This window comes from Streptomyces mayonensis (genome assembly GCF_018982965.1).
Lineage (GTDB): Bacteria > Actinomycetota > Actinomycetes > Streptomycetales > Streptomycetaceae > Streptomyces > Streptomyces mayonensis.
Genome location: NZ_JACBYP010000038.1, coordinates 32,887 through 59,568 on the forward strand (window position 1 = coordinate 32,887; position 26,682 = coordinate 59,568).

26 protein-coding genes, 1 pseudogene and 2 riboswitches are annotated in these 26,682 nt (G+C 71.7%); of the genes and pseudogenes, 18 read left to right on the top strand and 9 right to left on the bottom strand.

Annotated elements, in window-relative coordinates:
* The first annotated feature begins 83 nt into the window (after positions 1-83).
* Positions 84-944: an enoyl-CoA hydratase/isomerase family protein gene (locus HZS56_RS16855; RefSeq protein WP_253914380.1), complete on the top strand. Its 861-nt coding sequence runs from the start codon at positions 84-86 to the stop codon at positions 942-944.
* A gap of 93 nt (positions 945-1,037) precedes the next feature.
* Here the strand turns inward: HZS56_RS16855 and HZS56_RS16860 are convergent, their stop codons facing one another.
* The 4 genes from HZS56_RS16860 to gcvT all read right to left on the bottom strand — a co-directional run bounded on the left by HZS56_RS16860 (position 1,038) and on the right by gcvT (position 5,447).
* Positions 1,038-2,405 (bottom strand): L-serine ammonia-lyase, encoded by a 1,368-nt coding sequence (locus tag HZS56_RS16860; RefSeq protein ID WP_216721513.1) that lies wholly within the window; start codon positions 2,403-2,405, stop codon positions 1,038-1,040.
* 102 nt (positions 2,406-2,507) lie between these two features.
* Positions 2,508-3,770, bottom strand: coding sequence for a serine hydroxymethyltransferase (gene glyA, locus HZS56_RS16865; protein ID WP_216721514.1), 1,263 nt, complete (start codon positions 3,768-3,770; stop codon positions 2,508-2,510).
* Positions 3,771-3,785: 15 nt separating this feature from the next.
* Complete coding sequence (gene gcvH, locus HZS56_RS16870) at positions 3,786-4,163, bottom strand: glycine cleavage system protein GcvH (protein ID WP_216721515.1); 378 nt, start codon at positions 4,161-4,163, stop codon at positions 3,786-3,788.
* A 165-nt stretch (positions 4,164-4,328) separates the two neighbouring features.
* On the bottom strand, positions 4,329-5,447 hold the full coding sequence (gcvT, locus tag HZS56_RS16875; protein WP_216721516.1) for a glycine cleavage system aminomethyltransferase GcvT: 1,119 nt from the start codon (positions 5,445-5,447) through the stop codon (positions 4,329-4,331).
* A 39-nt stretch (positions 5,448-5,486) separates the two neighbouring features.
* Positions 5,487-5,602: riboswitch (glycine riboswitch) on the bottom strand.
* Positions 5,603-5,697: riboswitch (glycine riboswitch) on the bottom strand. It lies immediately after the preceding riboswitch.
* Between the two features lie 178 nt (positions 5,698-5,875).
* Between gcvT and HZS56_RS16880 the strand changes: the two genes are divergently transcribed.
* The 9 genes and pseudogenes from HZS56_RS16880 to HZS56_RS16920 all read left to right on the top strand — a co-directional run bounded on the left by HZS56_RS16880 (position 5,876) and on the right by HZS56_RS16920 (position 16,199).
* Positions 5,876-6,544: an AAA family ATPase gene (locus HZS56_RS16880; protein ID WP_216721517.1), complete on the top strand. Its 669-nt coding sequence runs from the start codon at positions 5,876-5,878 to the stop codon at positions 6,542-6,544.
* Between the two features lie 93 nt (positions 6,545-6,637).
* A complete protein-coding gene (locus HZS56_RS16885; RefSeq protein WP_216721518.1) occupies positions 6,638-7,411 on the top strand; it encodes an enhanced serine sensitivity protein SseB in 774 nt (257 codons plus the stop codon).
* A gap of 521 nt (positions 7,412-7,932) precedes the next feature.
* Positions 7,933-8,730: an enhanced serine sensitivity protein SseB C-terminal domain-containing protein gene (locus HZS56_RS16890; protein WP_216721519.1), complete on the top strand. Its 798-nt coding sequence runs from the start codon at positions 7,933-7,935 to the stop codon at positions 8,728-8,730.
* A 329-nt stretch (positions 8,731-9,059) separates the two neighbouring features.
* Entirely contained in the window at positions 9,060-10,067 is a 1,008-nt protein-coding gene (locus HZS56_RS16895; RefSeq protein ID WP_216721520.1) for an ABC transporter permease, read from the top strand.
* A 72-nt stretch (positions 10,068-10,139) separates the two neighbouring features.
* On the top strand, positions 10,140-11,936 hold the full coding sequence (locus HZS56_RS16900) for an ABC transporter substrate-binding protein (protein WP_216721521.1): 1,797 nt from the start codon (positions 10,140-10,142) through the stop codon (positions 11,934-11,936).
* Positions 11,937-12,044: 108 nt separating this feature from the next.
* Complete coding sequence (locus HZS56_RS16905) at positions 12,045-13,043, top strand: ABC transporter permease (protein WP_216721522.1); 999 nt, start codon at positions 12,045-12,047, stop codon at positions 13,041-13,043.
* Positions 13,040-14,137 carry an ABC transporter ATP-binding protein gene (locus tag HZS56_RS16910; RefSeq protein WP_216721523.1) on the top strand — a complete coding sequence of 366 codons (1,098 nt, stop codon included), beginning with the start codon at positions 13,040-13,042 and terminating at the stop codon, positions 14,135-14,137. The genes HZS56_RS16905 and HZS56_RS16910 overlap by 4 nt, the downstream gene beginning before the upstream one ends.
* A 53-nt stretch (positions 14,138-14,190) precedes the next feature.
* Positions 14,191-15,465 carry an ABC transporter ATP-binding protein gene (locus HZS56_RS16915; RefSeq protein ID WP_216721544.1) on the top strand — a complete coding sequence of 425 codons (1,275 nt, stop codon included), beginning with the start codon at positions 14,191-14,193 and terminating at the stop codon, positions 15,463-15,465.
* 75 nt (positions 15,466-15,540) lie between these two features.
* A pseudogene (locus HZS56_RS16920) lies at positions 15,541-16,199 on the top strand (trimeric intracellular cation channel family protein).
* A gap of 119 nt (positions 16,200-16,318) precedes the next feature.
* Here the strand turns inward: HZS56_RS16920 and HZS56_RS16925 are convergent.
* Positions 16,319-17,524: an erythromycin esterase family protein gene (locus HZS56_RS16925; protein ID WP_216721524.1), complete on the bottom strand. Its 1,206-nt coding sequence runs from the start codon at positions 17,522-17,524 to the stop codon at positions 16,319-16,321.
* A 70-nt stretch (positions 17,525-17,594) separates the two neighbouring features.
* Here HZS56_RS16925 and HZS56_RS16930 point away from each other — a divergent pair, with 70 nt between their 5' ends.
* Both HZS56_RS16930 and HZS56_RS16935 read left to right on the top strand, forming a co-directional pair.
* Positions 17,595-18,332: a TioE family transcriptional regulator gene (locus HZS56_RS16930; RefSeq protein ID WP_216721525.1), complete on the top strand. Its 738-nt coding sequence runs from the start codon at positions 17,595-17,597 to the stop codon at positions 18,330-18,332.
* A 25-nt stretch (positions 18,333-18,357) separates the two neighbouring features.
* Complete coding sequence (locus HZS56_RS16935) at positions 18,358-19,218, top strand: thioesterase family protein (RefSeq protein WP_216721526.1); 861 nt, start codon at positions 18,358-18,360, stop codon at positions 19,216-19,218.
* A gap of 155 nt (positions 19,219-19,373) precedes the next feature.
* Here HZS56_RS16935 and HZS56_RS16940 read toward each other — a convergent pair whose 3' ends face one another.
* Positions 19,374-20,000 (bottom strand): TetR family transcriptional regulator, encoded by a 627-nt coding sequence (locus HZS56_RS16940; RefSeq protein WP_216721527.1) that lies wholly within the window; start codon positions 19,998-20,000, stop codon positions 19,374-19,376.
* A gap of 118 nt (positions 20,001-20,118) precedes the next feature.
* Here HZS56_RS16940 and HZS56_RS16945 point away from each other — a divergent pair, with 118 nt between their 5' ends.
* From HZS56_RS16945 to HZS56_RS16955, 3 genes are all read left to right on the top strand, one after another.
* Complete coding sequence (locus tag HZS56_RS16945) at positions 20,119-20,286, top strand: hypothetical protein (RefSeq protein WP_216721528.1); 168 nt, start codon at positions 20,119-20,121, stop codon at positions 20,284-20,286.
* 98 nt (positions 20,287-20,384) lie between these two features.
* The gene (locus HZS56_RS16950; protein ID WP_216721529.1) at positions 20,385-20,687 is read left to right on the top strand and encodes a DUF4190 domain-containing protein; all 303 of its coding nucleotides are present in this window, start codon (positions 20,385-20,387) and stop codon (positions 20,685-20,687) included.
* A 116-nt stretch (positions 20,688-20,803) separates the two neighbouring features.
* Positions 20,804-21,973 carry a cysteine desulfurase family protein gene (locus HZS56_RS16955; RefSeq protein ID WP_216721530.1) on the top strand — a complete coding sequence of 390 codons (1,170 nt, stop codon included), beginning with the start codon at positions 20,804-20,806 and terminating at the stop codon, positions 21,971-21,973.
* A 25-nt stretch (positions 21,974-21,998) separates the two neighbouring features.
* Here the strand turns inward: HZS56_RS16955 and HZS56_RS16960 are convergent, their stop codons facing one another.
* Complete coding sequence (locus tag HZS56_RS16960; protein ID WP_216721531.1) at positions 21,999-22,808, bottom strand: N-acetylmuramoyl-L-alanine amidase; 810 nt, start codon at positions 22,806-22,808, stop codon at positions 21,999-22,001.
* 61 nt (positions 22,809-22,869) lie between these two features.
* On the opposite strand from HZS56_RS16960, the gene mnmA reads away from it, so the two are divergent.
* Positions 22,870-23,997: a tRNA 2-thiouridine(34) synthase MnmA gene (mnmA, locus tag HZS56_RS16965; protein ID WP_216721532.1), complete on the top strand. Its 1,128-nt coding sequence runs from the start codon at positions 22,870-22,872 to the stop codon at positions 23,995-23,997.
* 101 nt (positions 23,998-24,098) lie between these two features.
* On the opposite strand, the gene HZS56_RS16970 is transcribed toward mnmA, so the two are convergent.
* On the bottom strand, positions 24,099-24,590 hold the full coding sequence (locus tag HZS56_RS16970) for a hypothetical protein (protein ID WP_216721533.1): 492 nt from the start codon (positions 24,588-24,590) through the stop codon (positions 24,099-24,101).
* Between the two features lie 288 nt (positions 24,591-24,878).
* Positions 24,879-25,229: a DUF427 domain-containing protein gene (locus HZS56_RS16975; RefSeq protein ID WP_308408087.1), complete on the bottom strand. Its 351-nt coding sequence runs from the start codon at positions 25,227-25,229 to the stop codon at positions 24,879-24,881.
* A gap of 91 nt (positions 25,230-25,320) precedes the next feature.
* Here HZS56_RS16975 and HZS56_RS16980 point away from each other — a divergent pair, with 91 nt between their 5' ends.
* Entirely contained in the window at positions 25,321-25,860 is a 540-nt protein-coding gene (locus HZS56_RS16980) for an LOG family protein (protein WP_216721535.1), read from the top strand.
* A gap of 27 nt (positions 25,861-25,887) precedes the next feature.
* A complete protein-coding gene (locus HZS56_RS16985; RefSeq protein WP_216721536.1) occupies positions 25,888-26,577 on the top strand; it encodes an SDR family oxidoreductase in 690 nt (229 codons plus the stop codon).
* Positions 26,578-26,682: the final 105 nt, after the last annotated feature.

Consider the following 26,682-nt stretch of genomic DNA (forward strand, 5'->3'; position numbering starts at 1 on the left):
AGAACGTGCTAGCCTCCTTCTGTAACGTCCACTAAACAACGTCGGGCGGCCGTGCCGACGCACCTGCCCGGAGGAGTGCAGCGATGAGCTACAGCGGTTACAAGTCCCTGGTGGTCCGTGTGGAGGACCGGATCGCCTGGGTGACCATCGACAATCCGCCGGTGAACACCGTCGACGCCACGCTGGCCGGTGACCTCAAGGCGTTCGCGGGCGAGGTGGCGTCCGACGGGGACGTCGCCGTGATCGTCCTCCAGTCGGCCGTCCCCGAGTTCTTCTCCGCGCACGCGGACTTCGAGTGGTCCTTCGACCCGAGCACCCTCATGGCCCTGGCCGACCCCGACGCCGACCCGGCGCTCAACCCGCTTCAGCAGCTCAACGAGCGGCTGCGCACGTTGCCGCAGGTGACGATCGCGAAGCTGCGCGGCTATGCCCGCGCGGGCGGCGCCGAGCTGGCGATGGCCGCGGACATGCGGTTCGCCGCCGCGGACCGGACCTGGCTGTCCCAGCCGGAGTCGTTGATGGGCATCTTCCCCGGCGGGGGCGGCACCCAGTACCTCAACCGGCTGGTCGGCCGGGCCCGTGCCCTGGAGATCGTGCTGGGGGCGGAGTTGTTCGACACCTCCCTGGCCGAGCGATACGGGTGGATCAACCGCGCTGTCCCGGACGAACACCTCGACGCGTTCGTCGACGCCCTCGCCCGCCGCATCGCCGGCCTGCCCCAGGGCGTGGCAGCCGCCGCGAAGGAGGCGCTGGACGCGGCCGAGGCGAGCGGCCCTGTGCCGAACCTGGCCGACGAGGCGGCCGCCCACGCGAAGGTCTACCCCTCTCCGGACGACGTCGTCCACCGACTCCGCGTGCTGATGGACCACGGTGGCCAGACGCGCGACGGCGAACTGCGGCTGGAGCGCCTGCTCGAATCCATCCCCTGGGCGCACCGTTCCTGAACGTCCGGGGTCAGGCACCGTCCAGAGTCTTCGCGTGGACCGGTACGGGTGGGGCGGACGGGCCCCGGCCGCGGGCAGACATGAAGTCTCTGGTCAGCACTCGATGATGTTCACCGCGAGCCCGCCGCGGGCCGTCTCCTTGTACTTGACCGACATGTCGGCGCCGGTGTCCTTCATGGTCTTGATGACCTTGTCGAGGGAGACCTTGTGCGAGCCGTCGCCGCGCATCGCCATCCGGGCCGCGGTGACCGCCTTGACCGCCGCCATGCCGTTGCGCTCGATGCACGGGATCTGGACCAGTCCGCCGACCGGGTCGCAGGTCAGGCCGAGGTTGTGCTCCATGCCGATCTCGGCGGCGTTCTCCACCTGCTCCGGGGAGCCGCCCAGCACCTCTGCGAGGGCCCCGGCCGCCATCGAGCAGGCCGAGCCGACCTCGCCCTGGCAGCCGACCTCCGCGCCGGAGATCGAGGCGTTCTCCTTGAAGAGCATGCCGATGGCGCCGGCGGCGAGGAGGAAGCGGACGACGCCGTCCTCGTCGGCGCCGGGCACGAAGTTGACGTAGTAGTGCAGGACCGCGGGGATGATGCCCGCCGCGCCGTTCGTCGGGGCGGTGACCACCCGGCCGCCTGCCGCGTTCTCCTCGTTCACGGCCATCGCGTAGAGGGTGATCCACTCCATGGCCAGGGCCTGCGGGTCGCCCTCGGAGCGCAGCTTGCGGGCCGTGTTCGCGGCGCGGCGGCGGACCTTCAGGCCGCCCGGGAGGATGCCCTCGCGGGTCATGCCGCGCTCGACGCACGCCCGCATGACGCGCCAGATCTCCAGCAGGCCCTCGCGGATCTCGTCCTCGTCGCGCCAGGCCCGCTCGTTCTCCAGCATCAGGGCGGAGACGGACAGGCCCGTCTCGCGGGTCAGGCGCAGCAGCTCGTCGCCGGTGCGGAAGGGGTACTTGAGCACCGTGTCGTCGAGCACGATGCGGTCGGCGCCCACCGCGTCCTCGTCGACGACGAAGCCGCCGCCGACCGAGTAGTACGTCTTGGTCAGCACCTCGGTGCCCTGCGCGTCGTACGCCCACAGGGTCATGCCGTTGGCGTGGTAGGGGAGGGTCTTGCGGCGGTGCAGGACCAGGTCGTCGTCGTGGGAGAAGGCGATCTCGTGCTCGCCGAGGAGGCTGAGGCGGCCGGACGACCTGATCGTCTCGACGCGGTCGTCGGCGCTCTCCACGTCGACCGTGCGCGGGGAGTCGCCCTCCAGCCCGAGCAGCACCGCCTTGGGGGTGCCGTGGCCGTGGCCGGTGGCGCCGAGTGAGCCGTACAGCTCGGCGCGGACCGAGGCGACGGAGCCGAGCAGTTCCTCGCTCCGCAGGCGGCGGGCGAACATGCGCGCCGCGCGCATCGGGCCGACCGTGTGCGAGCTCGACGGGCCGATGCCGATCGAGAACAGGTCGAAGACCGAGATGGCCACGGGGGTCTCCTCAGAACGGGGGTGGTGCAGAGGGAGGGGTGCTCCGGGCGGGGCGCGGGCCTGCTTGTGGCGGGCGCGGCGCCCCACCCGAAGGCGTGGTGTCTACTTGTTGAGACCCGGGTACAGCGGGTGCTTGTCGGCCAGGGTCTTCACCCGGGCCCTGAGGGCTTCCGCGTCGTAGGACGGCTTCAGCGCCTCGGCGATCACGTCCGCGACCTCGGCGAAGTCCTCGGCGGTGAAGCCGCGGGTCGCCAGGGCCGGCGTACCGATGCGCAGACCCGAGGTCACCATCGGCGGACGCGGGTCGTTCGGGACGGCGTTGCGGTTGACCGTGATGCCGACCTCGTGGAGGCGGTCCTCGGCCTGCTGCCCGTCCAGCTCACAGGCGCGCAGGTCGACCAGGACCAGGTGGACGTCGGTGCCGCCGGACAGGACGGAGACGCCCGCCGCCTTCGCGTCGTCCCGCACCAGGCGCTCGGCCAGGATGCGGGCTCCGTCCAGCGTACGGGTCTGGCGCTCCTTGAAGTCCTCGCCGGCGGCGACCTTGAAGGCGACGGCCTTGGCGGCCACCACGTGCTCCAGCGGGCCGCCCTGCTGACCGGGGAAGACGGCCGAGTTGATCTTCTTGGCCAGGTCGGCCGTGGAGAGGATCACACCGCCGCGCGGGCCGCCCAGGGTCTTGTGCGTGGTGGTGGTCACCACGTGCGCGTGCGGCACCGGGTTGGGGTGCAGGCCCGCCGCGACCAGGCCGGCGAAGTGCGCCATGTCGACCATCAGGTACGCGCCGACCTCGTCCGCGACCTTGCGGAAGGCGGCGAAGTCCAGCTGCCGCGGGTAGGCGGACCAGCCGGCCACGATCAGCTTCGGCCTGGTCTCCTTGGCGAGGCGCTCCACCTCGGCCATGTCGACCCGGCCGTCGTCGCCGACGTGGTAGGGCACGACGTCGTAGAGCTTGCCGGAGAAGTTGATCTTCATGCCGTGGGTCAGGTGCCCGCCGTGGGCGAGGTTCAGGCCCATGATCGTGTCGCCGGGCTTGAGCAGCGCGAACATCGCGGCCGCGTTGGCCTGGGCGCCCGAGTGCGGCTGCACGTTGGCGTGCTCGGCGCCGAAGAGCGCCTTGACCCGGTCGATCGCGAGCTGCTCGATCACGTCGACGTGCTCGCAGCCGCCGTAGTAGCGGCGGCCGGGGTAGCCCTCGGCGTACTTGTTGGTGAGGACCGAGCCCTGCGCCTCCATGACCGCGACGGGCGCGAAGTTCTCGGAGGCGATCATCTCCAGGGTGGACTGCTGGCGGTCCAGCTCGGCGTCGACGGCGGCCGCGACCTCGGGGTCGAGTTCGTGCAGGGGGGTGTTCAGAAGCGACATGGGGTGCGGGTCTCCTCAGCCGGCGGTGAAGGCGGTGTACTCGTCGGCGGAGAGCAGGTCGGCCGGCTCGTCCGAGACCTTCACCTTGAACAGCCAGCCGCCCTCGAAGGGCGCGCTGTTCACCAGAGAGGGGTCGTTGACGACGTCCTCGTTGATCTCGGCGACCTCGCCGGAGACGGGGGAGTAGAGGTCGGAGACGGACTTGGTCGACTCCAGTTCGCCGCAGGTCTCGCCCGCGGTCACCGAGTCGCCGACCTCGGGGAGCTGGACGAAGACGACGTCACCGAGCGCGTTGGCCGCGTGCTCCGTGATGCCGACCGTCGAGGCGCCGTCCTCGGCGCCCGACAGCCACTCGTGCTCCTTGCTGTAACGCAGCTGCTGGGGGTTGCTCATGGCCTGAATTCTCCTGTACACGGGGGAGTGGCGGGTGAAAGGGGTGGCGCCCGCGAGGGGCGCGGTGCCGCCCGGTGTCCGGTTCCGGCTTCTTCCGGTCTCTTCCGGTCTCTTGCGTTGTCTTCCGGATCTGCTGCCGGACGGCTTCGGGAGCTGCTCCGGGGGCTACTTCTGGCGCTTGTAGAACGGCAGCGCCACGACCTCGTACGGCTCGTGGCTGCCCCGGATGTCCACGCCGACGCCCGCCGTCCCCGGCGCCGCGTGCGCGGGGTCGACGTACGCCATGGCGATCGGCCTGCCCAGCGTCGGCGACGGCGCGCCGGAGGTGACCTCGCCGACCACCTCGCCGCCGGCGACCACCGCGTACCCGGCCCGCGGGACGCGACGGCCCTCGGCGACCAGGCCGACCAGGACGCGGGGCGGGGTCGAGGCGGCGCGGTCGGCGGCCTCGGCCAGCGCGGCGCGGCCCACGAAGTCGCCCTCCTTCTCGAACTTCACCACTCGGCCGAGTCCGGCGTCGAACGGCGTCAGCGCGGTGGACAGCTCGTGCCCGTACAGCGGCATGCCGGCCTCCAGGCGCAGCGTGTCGCGGCAGGACAGGCCGCACGGGACGAGGCCGGCGCCCTCGCCCGCCCGGGTCAGCGCCTCCCACAGCTCCACGGCGTGCTCGGGCCTCACGAACAGTTCGAAGCCGTCCTCGCCGGTGTACCCGGTGCGCGCGATCAGCGCCGGGACGCCCGCGACCGTGCCGGGCAGTCCGGCGTAGTACTTCAGGCCGTCCAGATCGGCGTCGGTGAGGCTGCCCAGGATGCCGGGGGACTCGGGGCCCTGCACGGCCAGCAGCGCGTAGGCGTCGCGGTCGTCGCGCACCTCGGCCTCGAAGCCGGCCGCCCGCGCGGTGAGCGCGTCGAGCACGACCTGGGCGTTGGAGGCGTTGGCGACCACCAGGTACTCCGTGTCGCCCAGGCGGTACACGATCAGGTCGTCCAGGATGCCGCCGTCCTCGCGGCAGATCATGGTGTAGCGGGCCCGGCCCGGCTTGACGCTGCCGATGTTGCCGACCAGCGCGAAGTTCAGCAGTTCGGCGGCGCGCGGTCCGGTGACGGTGATCTCGCCCATGTGGGAGAGGTCGAAGAGACCGGCCCGGGTGCGCACCGCGACGTGCTCGTCGCGCTCGGAGCCGTAGCGCAGGGGCATGTCCCAGCCGGCGAAGTCGGTCATCGTCGCGCCCAGCGCGCGATGCGTGGCGTCCAGCGTGGTACGGCGGAGTTCGGTACTGCTCATCGGTCGGTCGTCTCCCAGGACAGGACGTGGCGAGGTCGGTCCTCCCCATCTGTCATCGGAACCTGAGAGGTTCGCCGCGGCCACCGGAGTACGGCGGTCGGGGCTTGCACCTTGGGTGGGACCGCCGTCGGGGGCGGTCCGCTTTTCAGATGTGCCTCGCCCGCGCGGTAACGGTGCCTGAGAGATTCAAGGGAGGGACTTGCTCCTTCGGCGCCCCGGCGACGGCCGGGAACTCTCCCGCGCGGATTCAAACGGCCGGTATGCAGTTGGCGCCGCCATCATTGCACGCCCGGTCGGTCCACGGCAGACCGTGATCTGTAACCGGCTTGTGGCAGTAAGCGCACGAAAACGCGAGACCGGCGTATTACCTTCTCTTTACACTCGATGGGGAGGGGACTCGTGCACCGCCCCAGGGGAGGACGATCACGGTGAACAGGACCACGGCCTACGCCACGACCTCGGGCGTCGCGCTGCCCAAGCAGCCCGCGGCCCCGGCCCCGGCGGCCTGCGCCGAACTGCCCGCACCCGTCGTCCGCGACCTCCGGCACCGCGGCGGCCGCAGCCCGCACGCCCTGCTCTTCGGACCCCGGGACCTGGTGGTGATCACCGGACTGCCCGGCAGCGGCAAGTCCACGCTGATGCGGCGCACCGTGCGCGGTCCGCGCGTCGACTCCCAGGACACCCGCGACCGCTGGGACCGCAGCATGCCGCGCTTACTGCCGTACGCGCTCTACCGCCCCTTCGTCCGCCTCGCCCACTACGCCGGGCTGCGCCGCGCGCTGCGCTCCGGCGAGGGCGTCGTCGTGCACGACTGCGGCACCCAGGCCTGGGTGCGCGCCTGGCTGGCCCGCGAGGCCCGCCGCCGGCACGGCACCCTGCACCTGCTGCTCCTCGACGTCGCCCCCGGCGACGCCCTCGCCGGCCAGCGCGAGCGCGGCCGGGGCGTCTCGCGGTACGCGTTCCTGCGGCACCGCACGGCCAACACCCGCCTGCTGCGCGCGGTGACCGACGGGTCCCTGCCGGCCGGCTGCACCTCGGCGGTGCTCCTGGACCGGGCGGCGGCCGACGCCCTCGGGCGGATCGCCTTCACCGGCTGACGAACCCCGGCCGGCGGACCCTCCGGACGGGCGGCCCCGACGGGTTAGCCTTTCAGCCGCAACAGCGGTACCAGGCAGGCGGTAGGTAGGCAGATGGACTTCCCGGCACAGGCGCACCCCCACCCCCACCCGCACGGCGGATGGCCCGGCAACGAGCTGGAGGAGGTGCTGTCCGCGTCCTTCGGCATATCCGGCGCCGGCGGCCGGATCGTGGAGGTGCTCGGCCGCAGCTACGTGTGGGTCCCGCTGCCCAACGGCGGCGGCCCGGGCAGCGGCCCGCTGGACCTGCCCACCCTGGAGATCGACGGCCAGGCCTACGTACCGGTGTTCAGCTCGGAGGAGCAGCTCCGGCAGGTCGCCGGCACGCACATGGCCTACACCGTCGCCCCGGCCGTGGAGTTCGCCCGCGGACTGCCCGCGCAGGTCGGCATCGCCGTGAACCCGGAGGGCGTCGTCGGCGTCCCCCTGCCGCCGCCGGCCGTGGCCGAGCTGTGCCGCTCGGGACGCACCGCGCTGGACGGACCCGCGTCCGGCGGCCGGGTCCGCCTCTTCGAACCGGACTGGCAGGAGGACCCGATGGACTTCCTGGCCGCGGCCTCGGCCCAGTTCGCCGCCACCGGCGTCGTGCGCACCGCCCGGCGCTGCCTGGCCGCGATCGAGACCGCCGACCCGGTCATGTTCGTCGGCGTGGAACTGACCCACTGGGAGGGCGACGCCCGTGCCCTGCCCATGGAGGCCCTCGGCCGGGCCCTGGCCGCGTCCCCCGTGCCCTGGCAGGTCAACCTGGTCCTCCTGGAGGCGGCCAACGACCCGGTCTGCGACTGGATGAGGGACCGGCTCCGCCCGTTCTACCAGCAGGGCCTGTGACGGAACGGGCCGTTCCGCCGAACGCCCCGCAGGGCAGCGGCCGCAGGGGCCCGAGGCCGTGACATGTGCGGCTCCGCCGCGTGTCCGCGACCAGCGCCGGCGGAGCTGTGGACGCCGCGGACGAGGGGTGCCCGTACGTCCCGTGCTCCCGGGGCCTGTCGGTCCGGCGGTGCGTGTGCGCGGCCGGCGGCGGGTGCCGCAGATGATTGGGACCCCGTGCTCCCCCCCCGTTGCCTACGTGTCGCTGTGCTCCGGGGGCCTGTCGGCCCGGCGGTGCGTGTGTGTGCGGCCGGCGGCAGCGGGAGCCGCAGCCGATGAGCCCCGTGCCCCCACCGTGCCCACGTGCCCTCGTGCTCCGGGGCCCCGCCGGTCCGGCGGGGCGTGTGTGCGCGGCCGGTGGCGGCGTAGCCACGGACGACGGACGCCCGTGCCCCAGTGCCCCCGTGCTCCGAGACCCTGCCGGCCCGGCGGAGCCTTAAGCTGGTTCCGAAACCGGGGAACTTCTCGAAGGGGCGATACGCGTGAGCGCCAGCGGCACCACGACCGGGCAGGTCGAGCACATGCTGCGCCAGGTGACCCCCGGGCGCTACGACGCCTACGAGGCCCTGCTGCGCGCGCTCGCCACCCCCACGTCCGGCCAGGTCTGGATGCTGCTGTGGCAGGGCCAGGCCGGCTCCCCGGACGCCCAGTACGGGAACATGGAGGTCGACGGGTACGGCTACGCGCCCTGCGTCACCTCCGCCCAGGAGCTGTCGGCCAGCGGCTGGAACCGGTCGTACGAGGTGGTCGACGGCCTGGAGGCGGCCCGCGCCCTCTACCCCGACCACTACGGCCTCTGGCTCAACCCGCACGCCCCCGGCGGCGGCGTCGGCGTTCCCTGGCTGGACCTGCGCCGCATCGCCTCCGGCCTGGACCGCCAGCCCGCCGGGCCCCTGAGCCTGTCCGAACCGGCCATCGAGATCCCGCAGTTCTACGCGCTGCTCGCGCAGAACGCCCACCGCACCCCGGCGGTCCGGGCGCTGCGCCGGGCCTGGGTGCAGCCCGCGCTGGGGGCGCCGTACCTGGCCATCGGCCTCGACGTGTACGACACGTCCCCGCCGGCCGTCGACGCGGTGCGCGCGATGATGCAGCAGTCCGTCGGTGCCGTGCCGGACGGGCTGCCGGTGTCGACGGTCGCGATGACCGACGCCCACGACCCGGTCGCCATGTGGCTGCGGGCCCGCGCCCGCCCCTTCTACGACCGCGAGGCCCACGCGCCCGCCGCCGCCCCGGCACCGGCGGGCGGGTACGGCTACCCTCCCGCCGGGGGACGCTACTGATCCACGCGCACCGTGCCGCCGCCGCCCGGAGCCCCGGGTGACCGGCAGAGATCTTCGCGCGTAGATGGAGGCGCAACGCCCCGTGTCGCCCCGCATGTCCCAACTCGTCCGCGTCCGGCCCCCGTTACCCAGTGTCCGGATAACGGAACACCTCAAACAGCATCACGGTTGCGCATCCATTCCCCGTCAAGTCTGGCTACAGATCGCCAAAGCGTTGAAGACTCCCGCAGCAAGGGGTGGATTCTCGCTCCTGTGTACGACGGACTGATCACGCCGCTACCGCGGCAAGTGCGGGCCGGCTACCGCCGGTTGAGAGGGGTCCCTGCCAGATGACGGCACCATTGCACGAGCCGACCGCGGAAGCGGCCCCGAGTGCGGCCGAGGAAGCGGCGGTTGCCGGCGCCGAGGCGAAGGCGGTCCAGGGGCGTTCCCTGGGCCGGATCGCCTGGGAGCGCCTGAAGAGGGACAAGCTCGCCCTGACGGGCGGCATCGTGGTGCTCGTCCTCATCGTGGTCGCGATCCTCGCGCCGCTGATCACCAACATCGTCGGGCAGGACCCGGACGCGTACCACGAGGACCTGATCGACCCGCTGTTCGGCACGCCCACGGGCTCGCTCGGCGGCATCAGCGGCGACCACTGGTTCGGCGTCGAGCCGGTCAACGGCCGCGACATCTTCGCCCGCATCGTCCACGGCGCCCGGATCTCGCTGCTCGTCGGCTTCCTGTCCGCGATCGTCGCCGTGATCATCGGGACCGTCCTCGGAGTCCTCGCCGGTTTCTTCGGCGGCTGGGTCGACGCCCTGATCAGCCGGGTCATGGACGGTCTGCTGGCCTTCCCGCAGCTGCTCTTCATCATCGCGCTGGTCTCGGTCATGCCGAACCAGATGCTGGGGCTCAGCGGCACGGGCGTGCGCCTGTTCGTGATGATCCTGGTCATCGGCTTCTTCGGCTGGCCCTACATCGGCCGCGTGGTGCGCGGCCAGACGCTCTCGATGCGTGAGCGGGAGTACGTGGAGGCCGCCCGCTCCCTGGGAGCCGGCCGGTTCTACATCCTGTTCAAGGAACTGCTGCCCAACCTGGTGGCGCCGATCATCGTGTACACGACGATGATGATCCCCACCAACATCCTCACCGAGGCGGCACTCAGCTTCCTGGGCGTGGGCGTCAAGCCGCCCACGTCGTCCTGGGGGCAGATGCTGTCGAGCGCGATCGACTACTACCAGTCGGATCCCATGTACATGGTGATCCCGGGTGTGGCGATCTTCATCACCGTTCTTGCCTTCAACCTCTTCGGTGACGGCGTACGCGACGCGCTGGACCCGAAGGGCTCCCGCTGACCTGCCGTACCGCGGCAAGCGACCCGTGGCACCTGCACGGGGTCTCTCATCTAATCCGGAGGATCCGAGATCGTGACTACCCAACGCACCTCAGGGCGGCGCAAGCAGGCCATGGCCGCTGCCGCAGTGGTCGCCGCGCTGCTGACCACGGCGGCGTGCGGCGGCGGTGACAGCGACAGCGGGGGATCGAAGAACGGCGCGGCCGGCTTCGACGCTGCGAACAACAAGGTCGCCCAGGCCGACCTGGCGAAGAAGGGCGGCGAGCTGAAGTTCGCGAGCACGCAGGACGCCGACTCGTGGGACACCACGCGCGGCTACTACGGCTTCATGTGGAACTTCTCCCGCTACTACTCCCGCCAGCTCGTCACGAACACCCCGGCGCCGGGCGAGAAGGGCGCGGGCGTCTCGCCCGACCTCGCCACCGACGTCGCCAAGGTCTCGGACGACGGCAAGACGTACACGTACACCCTGCGTGACGGTGTCACGTGGGAGGACGGCAAGCCGATCACCTCCAAGGACGTCAAGTACGGCATCGAGCGCGTCTGGGCGCAGGACGTGCTGTCCGGCGGTCCGACGTACCTCAAGGAGGTGCTCGACCCCGACGGCAAGTACCAGGGCCCGTACAAGGACAAGTCCGCGGACAAGCTGGGCCTGAAGGCGATCGAGACGCCGGACGACAAGACCATCGTCTTCAAGCTGCCCGAGGCCAACTCGGACTTCGAGGAGATGCTCGCGCTGACCTCGGCGTCCCCGGTCCGCCAGGACAAGGACACCAAGTCCAAGTACGGCCTGCACCCGTTCTCCTCGGGCCCGTACAAGTTCGAGTCCTACAACCCGGGCAAGGACCTCACGCTGGTCCGCAACACCGAGTGGAAGCAGGACTCGGACCCGGTCCGCAAGGCGTACCCGGACAAGATCACGATCAAGTTCTTCACCAACGCCAACGAGCTGGACCAGCGTCTGATCGCCGGCGACTACGACATCGACCTGGCCCAGACCGGTCTGTCGCCCCAGGGCCGCACCTCCGCCCTGAAGGAGCACAAGGGCAACGTGGACAACCCGGTCTCGGGTTACATCCGCTACGCCGTCTTCCCGCAGAGCGTGAAGCCGTTCGACAACATCCACTGCCGCAAGGCCGTGCTCTACGGGGCCGACCACGTCTCGCTGCAGACCGCCCGCGGCGGCCCGCAGGCCGGCGGCGACATCGGCACCAACATGCTGCCGCCGGCGGTGCCGGGCTCCGAGGGCCAGAAGTATGACCCGTACGAGATGGCCGGTGCCAACAAGAAGGGCAACGTCGAGAAGGCCAAGGAAGAGCTGAAGGCCTGCGGTCACCCCAACGGCTTCAAGACCACCATCGCGGTCCGCAACAACAAGCCGGTCGAGGTGGCCACCGCCGAGTCGATGCAGGCCTCGCTGAAGAAGGTCGGCATCGAGGTCGGCATCGACCAGTACGACGGCTCGCAGACCGCCGGCATCATCGGTAGCCCCACCAACGTGAAGAAGAAGGGCTACGGCATCATCATCATGGGCTGGGGCCCGGACTTCCCGTCCGTCCAGGGCTACGGCCTGCCGCTGTGGAACAGCAACTACATCCTCGAGAGCGGCAACAACAACTACGCGCTCATCGAGGACAAGGAGATCGACGGCCTGTTCGAGAAGTACACCACCACGCTGGAGGACTCCGGCAAGGCCGACATCGCCAAGCAGATCAACCACAAGGTGATGGAGGGCGCGTACTACCTGCCCTTCGTCTTCGAGAAGTTCATCAACTGGCGCTCCAGCCGCGTGGCGAACGTCTACACCTCCGACGGCTACAGCGGAATGTACGACTTCGTCAACATCGGCCTGAAGTCCTCCTCGAAGTAACCGGTACACCCGCCGTACGGCACGAAAGGCAGGTGAAGGCCGGCGCGGCGTGACCGCGGGCCGCCGGACACAATCCGGCGGCCCGCGATCCGCGGCGGGCCGTAAGCTGTGCTCGCTTACCTCATCAGGCGGCTGTTCGCCGCCGTAGTGATGCTCGTGGTCATCATCCTGGTGGTCTTCGGCATCTTCTTCCTCGTCCCCAAGTGGGCGGGCGTCGACATCGCCACGAGCTTCGTGGGCAAGCAGGCCGACCCGGCTTCCGTCGAGGCGGTGCGCCAGAAGCTGGGCCTGGGCGATCCGGTCTTCGTCCAGGCCTGGGAGTTCTTCAAGGGCATCTTCGCGGGCCGGACCTACTCGGGCGGCGGCGACGTCACCCAGTGCTCCGCCCCCTGCTTCGGCTACTCCTTCCGCAGCGAGCAGGCCGTGTGGCCGGTGCTGACCGAGCGCTTCCCGGTGACCCTGGCCCTCGCGCTCGGTGCGGCCGTCCTGTGGCTGATCTTCGGCCTGGCGGCGGGTGTGCTCTCCGCGCTCAAGCGGGGCACCCTGTGGGACCGCGGTGCGATGGTCGTCGCGCTCGCGGGCGTCTCCCTCCCGATCTACTTCACCGGTCTGCTCAGCCTCGCGATCTTCTCCCACAGCCTGGGGTGGATCAACGCGGAGTTCGTCCCGCTGGACGAGAGCTTCTCCGGCTGGTTCGGCGGCATGATCCTGCCCTGGATCACCCTGGCCTTCCTGTACGCGGCGATGTACGCCCGGATCACCCGGGCCACCATGATGGAGATCCTCGGCGAGGACTACATCCGCACCGCCCGCGCCAAGGGCCTCAGGGAGCAGGTCGTCATCCGCAAGCACGCCATGCGGTCGACCCTGACCCCGCTGCTGACCATGCTCGGCATGGACCTCGGCGCCCTGATGGGCGGCGCGATCCTGACCGAGACCACGTTCAGCCTCCCCGGCCTCGGCCAGAAGGTGCTGGACGCGATCCAGAACCAGGACCTGCCCTTTATCCTGGGTGTCGTCCTGATCACTTCTCTCGCGGTGCTGATCGCCAACCTCGTGGTGGACGTCCTGTACGCCGTGATCGACCCCCGAGTGAGGCTCGCATGAGTGAACTCAGCAAGAGCGGAGCAGCCGTGGGCGAGCCCACCGGCAGCGCGTCCGGCTCGAACGCCTTCCTCGAAGTGCGCGACCTCAAGGTGCACTTCCCCACCGACGACGGCCTGGTCAAGTCCGTCGACGGGCTCAGCTTCCAGCTGGAGCGCGGCAAGACCCTCGGCATCGTGGGCGAGTCCGGCTCCGGCAAGTCGGTGACCTCGCTCGGCATCATGGGCCTGCACACCGCCGGCCAGTACGGCAGGCGCAAGGCGCAGATATCCGGCGAGATCTGGCTGGACGGCACCGAGCTGCTCTCCGCCGACGCCGACCAGGTGCGCAAGCTGCGCGGCCGCCAGATGGCGATGATCTTCCAGGACCCGCTGTCCGCGCTGCACCCGTACTACACGATCGGCCAGCAGATCGTGGAGGCGTACCGCATCCACCACGACGTGGACAAGAAGACCGCCAAGCGCCGCGCGGTGGAGATGCTGGACCGCGTCGGCATCCCGCAGCCCGACAAGCGCGTGGACAGCTACCCGCACGAGTTCTCCGGCGGTATGCGCCAGCGCGCGATGATCGCGATGTCGCTGGTCAACAACCCCGAGCTGCTCATCGCGGACGAGCCGACCACCGCCCTGGACGTGACCGTCCAGGCGCAGATCCTGGACCTGATCCGGGACCTGCAGAAGGAGTTCGGCTCCGCGGTCATCATCATCACCCACGACCTGGGAGTCGTCGCCGAGCTGGCCGACGACCTCCTGGTGATGTACGGCGGCCGGTGCGTGGAGCGCGGCCCGGCGGAGAAGGTGTTCTACGAGCCCCGGCACCCCTACACCTGGGGCCTGCTCGGCTCGATGCCGCGGCTCGACCGCGACCAGCAGGAGCGCCTCACCCCGGTCAAGGGCTCCCCGCCCTCCCTCATCAACCTCCCGTCCGGCTGCGCCTTCAACCCGCGCTGCCCGTACGCCGACGTGCCCAAGGACGACGTCACCCGCACGGTCCGCCCCGAGCTGACCGAGATCGGCAGCAAGCACTGGGCCGCCTGCCACATGTCGCAGGAGCAGCGGGAGCGTATCTGGACCGAAGAGATTGCGCCGAAGCTGTGAGCGACGAAGCCAAGGACAAGACCACGGGCAAGACCAAGGGCAAGGCCGAGGACGTGGCGTCGGCCATCCCCGCGCAGAGCGACGGCACCCAGGAGAAGTCCGGCGGGACCGCGACCCTCACCAAGGACGCCGCCGCCGGCGAGACCCTGCTGAAGGTGACCGGGCTGCAGAAGCACTTCCCGATCAAGAAGGGCCTGCTGCAGCGCCAGGTCGGCGCGGTGCGCGCCGTCGACGGCATCGACTTCGAGGTCCGCTCCGGCGAAACCCTCGGCGTCGTGGGCGAGTCGGGCTGCGGCAAGTCGACCATGGGCCGGCTGATCACGCGGCTCCTCGAACCGACCGCCGGCACGGTGGAGTTCCAGGGCAAGGACATCACCCACCTCGGGGTGGGCGGCATGCGCCCGATGCGCCGCGACGTCCAGATGATCTTCCAGGACCCGTACTCCTCGCTGAACCCGCGCCACACCATCGGCACGATCGTCAGTGCCCCGTTCAAGCTCCAGGGCGTCGAGCCCGAGGGCGGGGTCAAGAAGGAGGTGCAGCGGCTGCTGTCGGTGGTCGGTCTCAACCCCGAGCACTACAACCGCTACCCGCACGAGTTCTCCGGCGGCCAGCGCCAGCGCATCGGCATCGCCCGCGCGCTCGCGCTCAGCCCGAAGCTGGTCGTGGCCGACGAGCCGGTCTCCGCGCTCGACGTGTCGATCCAGGCCCAGGTCGTCAACCTGCTCGACGACCTCCAGCAGGAGCTGGGCCTGACGTACGTGATCATCGCGCACGACCTGTCCGTCGTCCGGCACGTCTCGGACCGGATCGCGGTGATGTACCTCGGCAAGATCATGGAGCTGGCCGACCGCGACCTGCTCTACAAGTCGCCGATGCACCCGTACACCAAGGCGCTGATGTCGGCGGTGCCGATCCCGGACCCGGCGCGGCGCGGCGCGAAGAGCGAGCGCATCCTGCTCAAGGGCGATGTGCCCTCGCCGATCGCCCCGCCGAGCGGCTGCCGCTTCCACACCCGGTGCTGGAAGGCCACCCAGGTCTGCACCACCACCGAGCCGCCGCTGAAGGAGCTGCGGCCGGGCCAGCAGGTGGCGTGCCACCACCCGGAGAACTTCGAGGACCAGGCGCCGCAGGACGTCGTGCTGCTGTCGGCCGCGAAGGAGGCCGCGGAGCTGGTGTCGGACGACGCGCTGGCCCAGTCGGCGGCCACCTCGGCGGCGGTGGCCGCGGAGGTGTCGGAGACCGGCTCCGACGGTGGGGAGTCCGCGGCCGAGGGCTCCGAGGCTGAGGAGTCCCGTGCTGAGGAGTCTCGCTCTGAGGAGAAGTAGTCCGACCTGCGCATGAGAGCGAGCCCTCACCTTTGTTTATAAGGTGGGGGCTCGTTGTCGGGTAAGAATGGAAGGGTGTACGAGCAACTCTTCAGCCCCACCGTCCAGCACACGCTCGACCTGATAGGCCCTTCGTCTTCGCCATCTCGGGTGCGCTGCTGGCCGTGCGCAAGAACTTCGACGTCTTCGGCATCGCCGTCCTCGCCGAGGTCACCGCCCTCGGCGGCGGGCTCTTCCGCGACCTGGTCATCGGTGCCGTACCGCCCGCGGCCTTCACGGACCTCGGGTACTTCGTCACCCCGCTCTTCGCCACGCTGCTGGTCTTCTTCCTCCACCCCCACGTGGAGCGCCTGCAGACCGGCGTGAACGTCTTCGACGCGGCCGGGCTCGGCCTGTTCTGCGTCGCCGGGACCACCAAGGCGTACGACTACGGGCTCGGCCTGACCGCCTCCGCCTGCCTGGGCCTGGCGACGGCCGTCGGCGGCGGCGTCCTGCGCGACGTGCTCGCCAACGAGGTCCCCTCGCTGCTGCGCTGGGACCGCGACCTGTACGCCGTCCCCGCGATCGTCGGCTCGGCGATGGTTGCCCTGTGCATCCGCTACGAGGCCCTCACGCCGTTCACCAGCGGGCTCGCGGTCGTCACCGCCTTCACCCTGCGCCTGCTCGCCCTCCGCTTCCACTGGCGTGCCCCGCGCGCCTGGAACCGGCGGTCGACGGTGGTGGAGGGGGAGTGAGCCGTCGGGCCGGGTGACCGGTCGGGGCGAGTGTGCCCTCGGGACGGGTGTGCCCTCAAGACGTGTCCTCGGGGCGAGTGCGGCCTCGGGGTGAGTGCGTCCTCAGGACGAGCGTGCCCTCAGGCCGGGTCCGGCATGTCCTTGACGAAGACGACGCCGTCGACGTCGGCCAGGTGGCCCGGGTCCAGCGGGGCGTAGCCGAACCAGGGGGACACGCGGGGCGCGGGCGGCGGGTCGCCGAGGGCGGCTGCCAGCCGTCCGGGTTCGACGAGGCAGCTCTCCTCGGGGAGGGTGTACAGGAGGCCTTCGAGGGTGTCCGGCGGCGGGGTGTCCACCCCCTGGTGCCGGATCGTGCCGAGGGCCGTGGCCAGGAAGGCGTACTCCTCGCCGAGCCGCGCACTCACCAGCGCACCGGCGCTCCACCACCGCACGTCCCCCTGCCACATCCGCATCGTGCTCAGACGGCGCTGGAGGTGGGCGTTGTGGGCGTGGACGAGAACCGGACCCCGGGCGGCGAGCGCGAGGAGGTTGCCGGCCATCATCCGGTCCCGCAGACCGAGCAGCCGGTCCATGCGGGCCTCTGAGGTGTCGGCCATCCAGGAGTGGTAGAGCAGGAGACCGGCCGCGGTGCGCCCGTACAGGCACGCCCGCTCCCACTCGTCCCGCGGACCCGCCGCGAGCAGGGCCGGAGCCTGCTCGTCGAGCAGCGAGACCAGGTCGTCGGCGAGCAGCCGCAGCCGCCCGGCCTCGGCCGTCCGTCCCGCGGACCTGGCGGGGTTCAGCATCGCGTCGAGTTCCGTCCAGCGGCCGTCGTCGCCCAGCAGGCGGTCGAGGTCCTGGGCGGTGCAGGGCAGCAGGCGGGGGCCGATCCGGGCCGCGAGGTAGTCGTGGAGTGCGGTGAGGGCCTGCAGGGGGCTCTCGGCGCCGGTGATCTCCAGCGGACCGTCGAACCCGGCGAAACGGACCTGCTCGGCCGGGGGCCGGCCGTCGTTGTGGGCGCGCATCCAGCGCACGAGTTCCCGGTTGGCGGCCGAGGCGCCGAAGCCGTGACTGAACCCGCGCTCCATGGCCTCGTCGAGTGTGCCGGTGCCCGAGGTGACGTAGTCGTCCACGACCAGCCCCCGCAGACAGTCGCTCTCGATCGCGACGGTCCGGTAGCCGGCCTGCTCGACCAGCTGCCGGAAGACGGCGTTGCGTACCGCCAGCAGGGTGTCCTCGCCGTGGGTGGGCTCGCCCAGGGCGAGCAGCCGGGGCGGGGAGCGGAACAGCCCCAGGACGGAAGGGGCGTCGACGGGATGGACGGTGTCCTCGATGCGGGTAACCATGCCTTCAACGCTATCGTTGAACCAACGGTGGAAACTTTTACGCAATCATGCCTACGACAGGCTGCGAGCCATGGCAGAGGACCTTCAAAACAGGGACAGACTCCGGCCGGTCGACCTGGCGCGCCGGCACGGTCTGTCCACCCAGGCCGTGCGGAACTACGAGGAGTCCGGCATCCTTCCGCCGGCCCGTCGCACCGAGCACGGGTACCGGACCTACACGACGCTGCACGCGCGGGCCCTGGACGCCTTCCTCGCCCTGCTGCCCGGTCACGGGCACCGGACGGCCGCGGCCGTGATGCGGGCGGTGAACGAGGGCGCGCGGGGCGAAGCCTTCCGGCTCATCGACGAGAGCCACGTCCAACTGCGCGACGACCGGCGGACGCTGGAGGACGTGGAGGCCGCCCTGCGCGACCTGTCGCTGCCCGCGGGCCCCTCGGGGGCGGTGCCGCGTGGCGGGTTCATCGGGCCGCTGGCGCGGGAGCTGGGCATCAGGCCCGCGACCCTGCGCAAGTGGGAGCGGGCCGGGCTGGTGCGCCCGCCCCGCGACCCGGCGACCGGCTACCGCCGCTACGGCGAGGCCGACGTCCGGGACGCACGCCTCGCCCACCAGCTCAGACGCGGCGGCCACTCCCTGGAGCGGATCGCCTCGGTGCTCGAACAGGTCCGGTCGGCGGGCGGGCCGGAGCCGCTGGAGGCCACCCTGCGCGAGTGGCACGACCGGGTGTCCGCCCGCGGCCTGGCGATGCTCACCGGCGCGGCGGAGCTGGCGGCGTACCTGCGCGAGGACCCAGGGAAAGCTACCGCTTAGTAGTTGCCTGTTGTACTGTGCAGCCATGGCAGAAGCAGTATCCGCGCCCGCCGTACGGGCCGCCGTGGGCGACAGCGAGTTCGACCGCGACACCGCCGTCACCCGGCGCGGTCCCGGGGTGTACGACATCGATCTCTCCGCCGGCTGGACGATCCTCGGCGCCGTCAACGGCGGCTACCTGCTGGCCGTGCTGGGCCGAGCGCTCGGCGACGCCCTGCCGCACGCCGACCCGTTCACCGTCTCGGCCCACTACCTGACCGCCTCGCGGCCCGGCCCCGCGGTCGTGCGCACCGAGACCGTCCGCACCGGCCGCACCCTCTCCACCGGCCAGGCCTCCCTCCTCCAGTACGACGACGAGGGCAACGAGGTCGAGCGCATCCGCGTCCTCGCCTCCTACGGCGACCTCGACGCGCTGCCCGACGACGTCCGCACCTCGGCCGAGCCGCCCGCGATCCCGCCGGCGGAGCAGTGCTTCGGCCCCGAGGGCGGCCCGGACCCGCTCCACGGCGGCTCCGCCATCACCGACCGGCTGAAGCTCCGGCTCGACCCCGCCACCCTGGGCTGGGCGCTGGGGCAGCCGTCGGGCCGGGGCGAGATGCGGGCCTGGTTCGGGCTCGCCGACGGCCGCGACGCCGATCCGCTCTCGCTGCTCCTCGCGGTGGACGCGCTGCCGCCGACCGCGTTCGAGCTCGGGCTCAAGGGGTGGGTGCCCACGGTCGAGCTGACCGTGCACGTGCGGTGCCGTCCCGCGCCCGGGCCGCTGCGGGTCTCCCTCACCACCCGCAACCTCGCCGGCGGCTTCCTGGAGGAGGACGCCGAGGTCTGGGACAGCGCCGACCGACTGGTCGCCCAGTCCCGCCAGCTGGCCCGCGTCCGGCTCGGTTGACCGGTCCTTCCGCGGGTTCCTCCAGCGGTCCCTCCGCCGGTCCTTCCGCCGGTTCCTCCGTCGGTCCTTCCGCCGGTTCCTCCAGCGGTCCTTCCGCCGGTTCCTCCAGCGGTCCCTCCACGACCCTTCCGCCCATTCCTCCACCGGCCCCTCCGTCAGTCCAGCCAGTGCCGGCGGCCGACGCCGATCAGGCGCAGTTGCCTCGCCGCCGTCGCGGCCGCCCGGCGGCGCTCCTCCCGGGGGGCGTCCAGCGTCTCCAGGAACAGGGACGCCGTGATCAGCATCTGGTCGACGTAGAGACCCGCCAGCATCCGCAGATCGGCGTCGCTCCAGCCCGCGGCCGACGCGTCCGTGGCCAGCTCGGCCCTCACCTCCTCGGCGAACCGCGCCAGTTGCTCCCGTATGGCCTCCCGGACCGGCTGGACGCCGCCGTGCCGCTCCCGCGCGACGAAACGGACGTGGGCGGGGTGCGCGGCCACATGGCCGGCGATCAACTCGACCGCGCGGGCGATGCGTTCGTCGTCGTCCTCGACCGGTGACATCGTCGTCCGGATCATCGGGTGCAGGCTGCCCAGCGCCTCCTCGACCAGGGCCACACCGAGGTCCGCCGTGGAGCGGAAGTGCCGGTAGAAGGCGGTCGGCGCCACGCCGACGGCACGGGTGACCTCGCGCAGACCCAGGCTGCTCAGGCTCTGGTCCTCCAGCAGGCCGAGCGCCGCGTCCATGAGCGCCTGCCGGGTCTTCTGCTTCTGCGCCTGCCGAACGCCTGGGGTGTGACTCATGCCATGCAGTTAACAACTGTTCTCTGGAATTGGAAAGCCGTGTCACGCGTTAGACTGAGGAGTCAGTGAACAAATGTAACCGCAATCGTTCACCGCCGAAGGCTGGGGGATCCGCACCATGCTGTTTCTCGTCGTCGCACTCCTGCTCCTCGGGGCAGTGCTGGGCACCGTCGCCCACGCGCCGCTCACCTTCTCCGTCGCCGCCGGCCTGGTCATCGCCGTCTGGCTCGGAGTCTTCGCCGTCCGCGAGCGGTACGGCCGCCGGCGGAGCACGTCCACGCACTGACGCCGGCCCGTCGCACCGTCCGGCCCGTCGCACCGCCCGGGACCGCCGCCGGCACGGCCCGCTGCCGGCACGGCCCGTCGCACCGTTGGGAGAACCTCATGCAGCTCACCGCACCGGCCACCCGCACCGACCGCACGAACGCGCAGCAGACCGACGCGCGGAAGACCGGTATCCGGGACACCGACGGGATGGCCGTCGCCTCCTTCGTCCTCGGTCTGCTCGGCCTGCTCGTGCTCAACGTCTTCCTGGGCCCGGTCGCCATCGTCCTGGCCGCCGTCGCCCTGTGGCGCGGCACCGCACGCCGCGGACGCGCCCTCCTCGGCCTCGGTCTCGGCGTCGCCGACCTGCTGGTCCTCGTGGCGTTCATGTCCGCGGACAGCACGATGTCCTGGAGCCTGTGAGCGAGCCTGGGAGCGAGCCCCCGTGAGTCGCGGCGAGCACGGTCCGCCGGGGCGGGCGCGGGAGACCGACCTTGATCTCGGGCCGCCCGCGGACGCCCCGTAGAATCGGCCCCACCATGGCTTACCTCGACCACGCAGCGACCACCCCGATGCTTCCCGAGGCGGTCGAGGCACTCGCCGCGCACCTGGGCGTCACCGGCAACGCCTCCTCCCTCCACGCGTCCGGCCGCCGGGCGCGGCGCACCGTCGAGGAGGCCCGCGAGACCCTCGCCGAAGCGCTCGGCGCCCGCCCCAGCGAGGTGGTCCTCACCTCCGGCGGCACAGAGGCGGACAACCTCGCCGTCAAGGGCCTGTACTGGGCCCGCCGGGACGCCGACCCGGTCCGGACCCGGGTCCTGGCCAGCCCCGTGGAGCACCACGCCGTCCTCGACGCCGTCCACTGGCTCGGCGAGCACGAGGGGGCCCGGATCGAGTACCTGCCGGTCGACTCCCACGGCCGCGTCCACCCCGAGGCGCTGCGCGAGGCGGTCGCCCGCAACCCCGAGGACGTGGCCCTCGCCACGGTCATGTGGGCCAACAACGAGATCGGCACCGTCATGCCGGTCCGGGAACTCGCCGACGTGGCCGCCGAGTTCAGCGTCCCGCTGCACGCCGACGCGGTGCAGGCCTTCGGCCAGCTCCCGGTCGACTTCGCGGCCTCCGGGCTCGCCGCCATGACGGTGTCCGGCCACAAGATCGGCGGTCCCTACGGCATCGGCGCGCTCCTCCTCGGCCGCGAGTACACGCCCGTGCCCGTCCTGCACGGCGGCGGCCAGGAACGCCATGTCCGCTCCGGCACCCTCGACGTCCCCGCCGTCGCCTCCTTCGCGGTGGCCGGCCGCCTCGCCGCCGAGCAGCGCGCGTGGTTCGCCCGCGAGATCGGTGCCCTGCGCGACGACCTGGTGGACGCCGTGCGCGCGGCCGTGCCGGACGCGATCCTCGGCGGCGACCCGTCACCCGGGGGCCGCCTCCCGGCCAACGCGCACTTCACCTTCCCGGGCTGCGAGGGCGACTCCCTCCTCCTGCTGCTCGACGCCCAGGGCATCGAGTGCTCCACCGGCTCCGCCTGCACCGCCGGCGTCGCCCAGCCCAGCCACGTCCTGCTGGCCGCCGGGACCGATCCCGACCTGGCCCGCGGCACCCTGCGCTTCTCACTGGGCCACACCTCGACGCGGGCCGACGTGGAGGCGCTGGCCAAGGCGATCGGACCCGCGGTGGAACGGGCCAGGGCGGCGGGGCTGTCGTAGGCGCCGGATCGCCGGGCCGCTGTGCTCAGGCGCCGGCCGGCGGCTTCGAGGCCCCGTCCGGCGACGGCTCGGAGGACGAGGACCCGCTCGGCGACGGCTTGGCCCGCCCGCTCGTCACCGCGCGCCGCACCAGCTTCATGTACCGGTCCCAGTCCCAGTGCGGCCCCGGGTCGGTGTGGTCGGTGCCGGGCACTTCCACGTGGCCGATGATGTGCTTGCGGTCCACGGATATGTCGTACCGCAGGCAGATCTGCGCGGTCAGCTTGGCGGAGGCCGCGTACATCGCGTCCGTGAAGTCCTGCGGACGGTCCACGAACCCCGCGTGCTCGATGCCGACGCTGCGCTCGTTGTAGTCGCGGTTGCCCGCGTGGTACGCCACGTCCAGCTCGCGGATCATCTGCGTCACGCGCCCGTCCTGCCCGACGATGTAGTGCGAGGACGCCTTGTGCCCCGGGTCCTGGAAGGCCCGTACGGCACTGTCGAAGCTGCCCTGCGTGACATGCACGATCACCATGTCGATGCCGAAGTCGTCCGGCCGGTCCGCCCGCCGCCAGTTCGCCTCGGAGGCCGCCACCCAGTTCGCGCCCGCGTAGTCGACGCCGCCCTCACGGGGCCGCTCGATTCCCGGTATGCGCCACCACAGCCGCGTCAGCTCGTCGCGGGCCAGCACGGCACTGCCCACGGCCGCCGCCGTACCCCCGACGATCAGCGCACGCCTGCCGATGCGCCGGTCGCCGTCCTTGGAACGGCCGGAACGCCCCGAGGGCCCGTCGCCCGTGGAGCCGCCGACGGACCCGCCGGCGGACCCGTTCGTCGATTCCTCGTCAGCCCTCATACGATCTTCAACGCATATCCGCGCGCTCCGGTTCCCATCCTCCCCGTACCCTGGAGGGGCTATGACTGACACCCCGCAGCGCACCCGTCCCCTCCGCGTCCTCGCCGCCATGTCGGGCGGGGTCGACTCCGCCGTCGCCGCCGCCCGCGCGGCCGAGGCGGGGCACGACGTGACCGGCGTCCATCTCGCGCTCTCCGCCAACCCGCAGTCCTTCCGCACCGGCGCCCGGGGCTGTTGCACCGTCGAGGACTCGCGGGACGCCCGCCGCGCGGCCGACGTCATCGGCATCCCGTTCTACGTGTGGGACCTCGCCGACCGCTTCCGGGAGGACGTGGTCGAGGACTTCGTCGCCGAGTACGAGGCGGGCCGCACCCCGAACCCGTGCCTGCGCTGCAACGAGAAGATCAAGTTCGCCGCGCTGCTCGACAAGGCGCTGGCCCTCGGCTTCGACGCCGTCTGCACCGGCCACTACGCGAAGGTGGTCCTGCGCGAGGACGGCGTCCGCGAGCTGCACCGCGCCTCCGACATGGCCAAGGACCAGAGCTACGTCCTCGGCGTGCTCGACGACCGGCAGCTCGCGCACGCGATGTTCCCGCTCGGCGACACCCTCACCACCAAGGACGAGATCCGCGCGGAGGCCGAGCGCAGGGGCCTCGCGGTCGCCAGGAAGCCCGACTCGCACGACATCTGCTTCATCGCCGACGGCGACACCCGGGGCTTCCTCGCGGACCGCCTCGGCAAGGCGGAGGGTGACATCGTCGACGAGGCGGGCAACCGGCTCGGCACCCACGAGGGCGCGTACGGCTACACCGTCGGCCAGCGCAAGGGCCTCCGGATCGGCACCCCCGCCCCCGACGGCAAGCCGCGCTACGTCCTGGACATCTCCCCGGTCGACAACACGGTGACGGTCGGCCCCGCCGACGCCCTCGACGTCGACGCCCTCCGCGCCGTCAAGCCCCGCTGGTGCGGCGCCGCCCCCACCGGGCCCGGCACCTACACGGCCCAGCTCCGCGCCCACGGCGGCGAGACCGAGGTCCGCGCCGAACTGGTCGACGGCACCCTGGAGGTCTCCTTCACCGCCCCGGTGCGCGGGGTGGCCCCCGGCCAGGCGATCGTCCTGTACGACGGCAGCCGCGTGGTCGGCTCGGCGACGATCGCGTCGACGGTGCGCGCGACGTCGGCGGCCTGAGGCCCGGGGCAAGGGCCCCGGGAGGCCGGCACCGCCGCCGGAGGGAGTCCCGCCGGCGGCGGCGCGGCCGCTGCGGTTGCGGTGCCCGGGGACGCGCCGGATCAGTGGAAGGTGAGGGACACGGCGCCGGCGTCGAGGGCGACCGAGGACGGGCAGAGGAAGCTGCCGGACGTCTTCGAGGCCGTGAACGCCTGGTTCTGATAGGCGCCGGTGGAGCCGTCGCCGGTCCAGCCGGCGTCGGAGGCCTGGTAGGAGCAGGAGACGATGCTCTGGTTCACCGTGATGTCGATGAGATCGGATGTGGCGGTTGCGCCCGATTCGTCGAAGGTGAGCGTCGGATCGTTGTTGAGAGTGGCGCTCGCGCCGCCGCCGCAGCTGACGCCGCTGTTGACGGAGGCGCGGTCGATGGTCAGCGTGGAGGGCGGGTCGGCGCTGGTGGCGGCGTCGGCCCAGGCGCAGGTGACGCCCAGGACGGTGAGGGAGCCGTCGACCTGTTGGGCGGCGGGACCCGCCGCACCCGCGGCGGTGGCGGCACCGGCCACGGCGGCGACGACCAGAGCGGTGACACACGAGAGTTTCGGTGCGAGCCTCATGTCTCTCCTTCTCGCCGCGTGTGTGGGGGTGGGAGTCGGGGGCCCGCCCACGCCACGCGGCGGGACGCGACGGCGGGCCTGTCAGGGAAGGTCTCACAGAAACCACCGCAGTGTCAGGGTCACGTCAAGTCAACATGGCCGAATGCCGACCGCCACGGGCCTTCGGGACCCCCTTCAGGGGCCACCGCACCCCCTCGCACCCCTCGCATCAGGGTGTGTCCGACCGCATCGGGGTGTGTCCGACCGGCCGTGGGCGGTGCCGACCGCCCACGGCGTGCGACCGGTCGCTCAGCCCACCTCGACCTCGTAGAAGCAGAGGTGGTCCTTGATCTCCGCCACCTCCTGCTTCGGTTCCGGGTACGCCCAGACCAGGTCCGCCGCGTCCGGCAGGGACCAGTACGAGGCGTCGCCCTTGAAGGGGCAGTGCGTGTGCGTGCCGGACGGGGTCAGCAGGTCCAGGCGTACGTCACGGGGCGGGATGTAGTACCGGTCCGGCAGGCCCGTCTCGTGCAGTACGAGCGCCTCGTCGCTCTCCGCGAGCACCTGCCCGCCGTGCACCACGCGCACGTGCCGGCCGCTCGGCTCGACGGTGACGCGGTGTCCCGTCAGCCCCTTGAGTCCTTCGTGTCCCTTGGTCACTTCGTCCTCCTCGACGGCGGTGGTCCCGGTCACTACAGCATGGCCGGACGCCGGGTTCTTCCCGTGCCGGGCGGGCCGTACGGTGGACGCCATGAACATCTGCGTCTTCCTCTCCGCCGCCGACCTGGACGAGCGCTACACGCGCCCCGCGCGGCAGTTCGCCGAACTGCTCGGCAAGGGCGGCCACACGCTGGTCTGGGGCGGTTCGGACGTCGGTCTGATGAAGGTGGTCGCCGACGGTGTGCAGGAGGCCGGAGGGCGGCTGCTCGGGGTCTCGGTGGACTTCCTGGCCGCCAAGGCGCGCGAGGGCGCCGACGAGATGGTGATCGCACCGGACCTCGCCGAGCGCAAGCGGCTGCTGCTGGAGAAGGCCGACGCCGTCGTCATCATGGTGGGCGGCACCGGCACGCTCGACGAGGCCACGGAAATCCTGGAGCTGAAGAAGCACGGGCACACCGACAAGCCCGTCGTCCTGCTCAACACGGCGGGCTTCTACGACGGACTCAGGGAGCAGTTCCGCCGTATGGAGGACGAGGGTTTCCTGCCGCGCCCCCTCACCGACCTGGTGTTCTTCGCCGAGGAGCCGGTCGGCGCGCTGGCCCACCTGGAGGAGAGCCAGGGCATCGGGTGAGCCGCCGGTGATGCGAGCATGGCGGGCATGGCTACACATGTGATCACCGGGGCGGGCTCCGGCATCGGCGCGGCCGTCGCCCGCCGCCTGCACGAACGGGGCGACGAGGTCGTGCTGCACGCCCGCGACGCGGGCCGCGCGAAGGAACTGGCCGCCGCACTGCCCGGCGCGAAGACCCTCGTCGGCGACCTCGCCGAGCCGGGCAGGCTGTCCTGGGCCCTCTCGCACCAGAGCCTGCCCGAGAGGGTGGACTCGCTGCTGCACGTCGCCGGGGTCGTCGACCTCGGGCCGGTCGGCGACCTCACCCCGAAGACCTGGACCAACCAGCTGAACGTCAACCTGGTCGCCCCCGCCGAGCTGACCCGCCTCCTCCTGCCGCAACTCCGTGTCGCCCAGGGCCAGGTGGTCTTCGTCAACTCGGGGTCCGGCCTCAACGCCCACGCCGACTGGTCCGCGTACTGCGCCTCCAAGCACGGTCTCAAGGCCCTGGCCGACTCCCTGCGCCTGGAGGAGCACGCGAACGGCGTCCGCGTCACCTCGGTCTACCCCGGCCGCACCGCCAGCCCCATGCAGGCCAAGGTGCACCAGCAGGAGGGCAAGGAGTACGACCCCGGCAAGTGGATGGACCCCGACTCCGTCGCCACGACGATCCTGATGGCCCTCGACCTCCCGAGGGACGCCGAGGTCAACGACCTGACGGTCCGCCCGGGACGCTGATTCCTCACGTGCCGGTGCCGAGCCCCAGCCCTCGGGGACGGGACGGGACGTGAAGGGGCGGCGGGGGCGAGATCGAGCCCCGTACCCCCTGCGTACGCTTCTCCC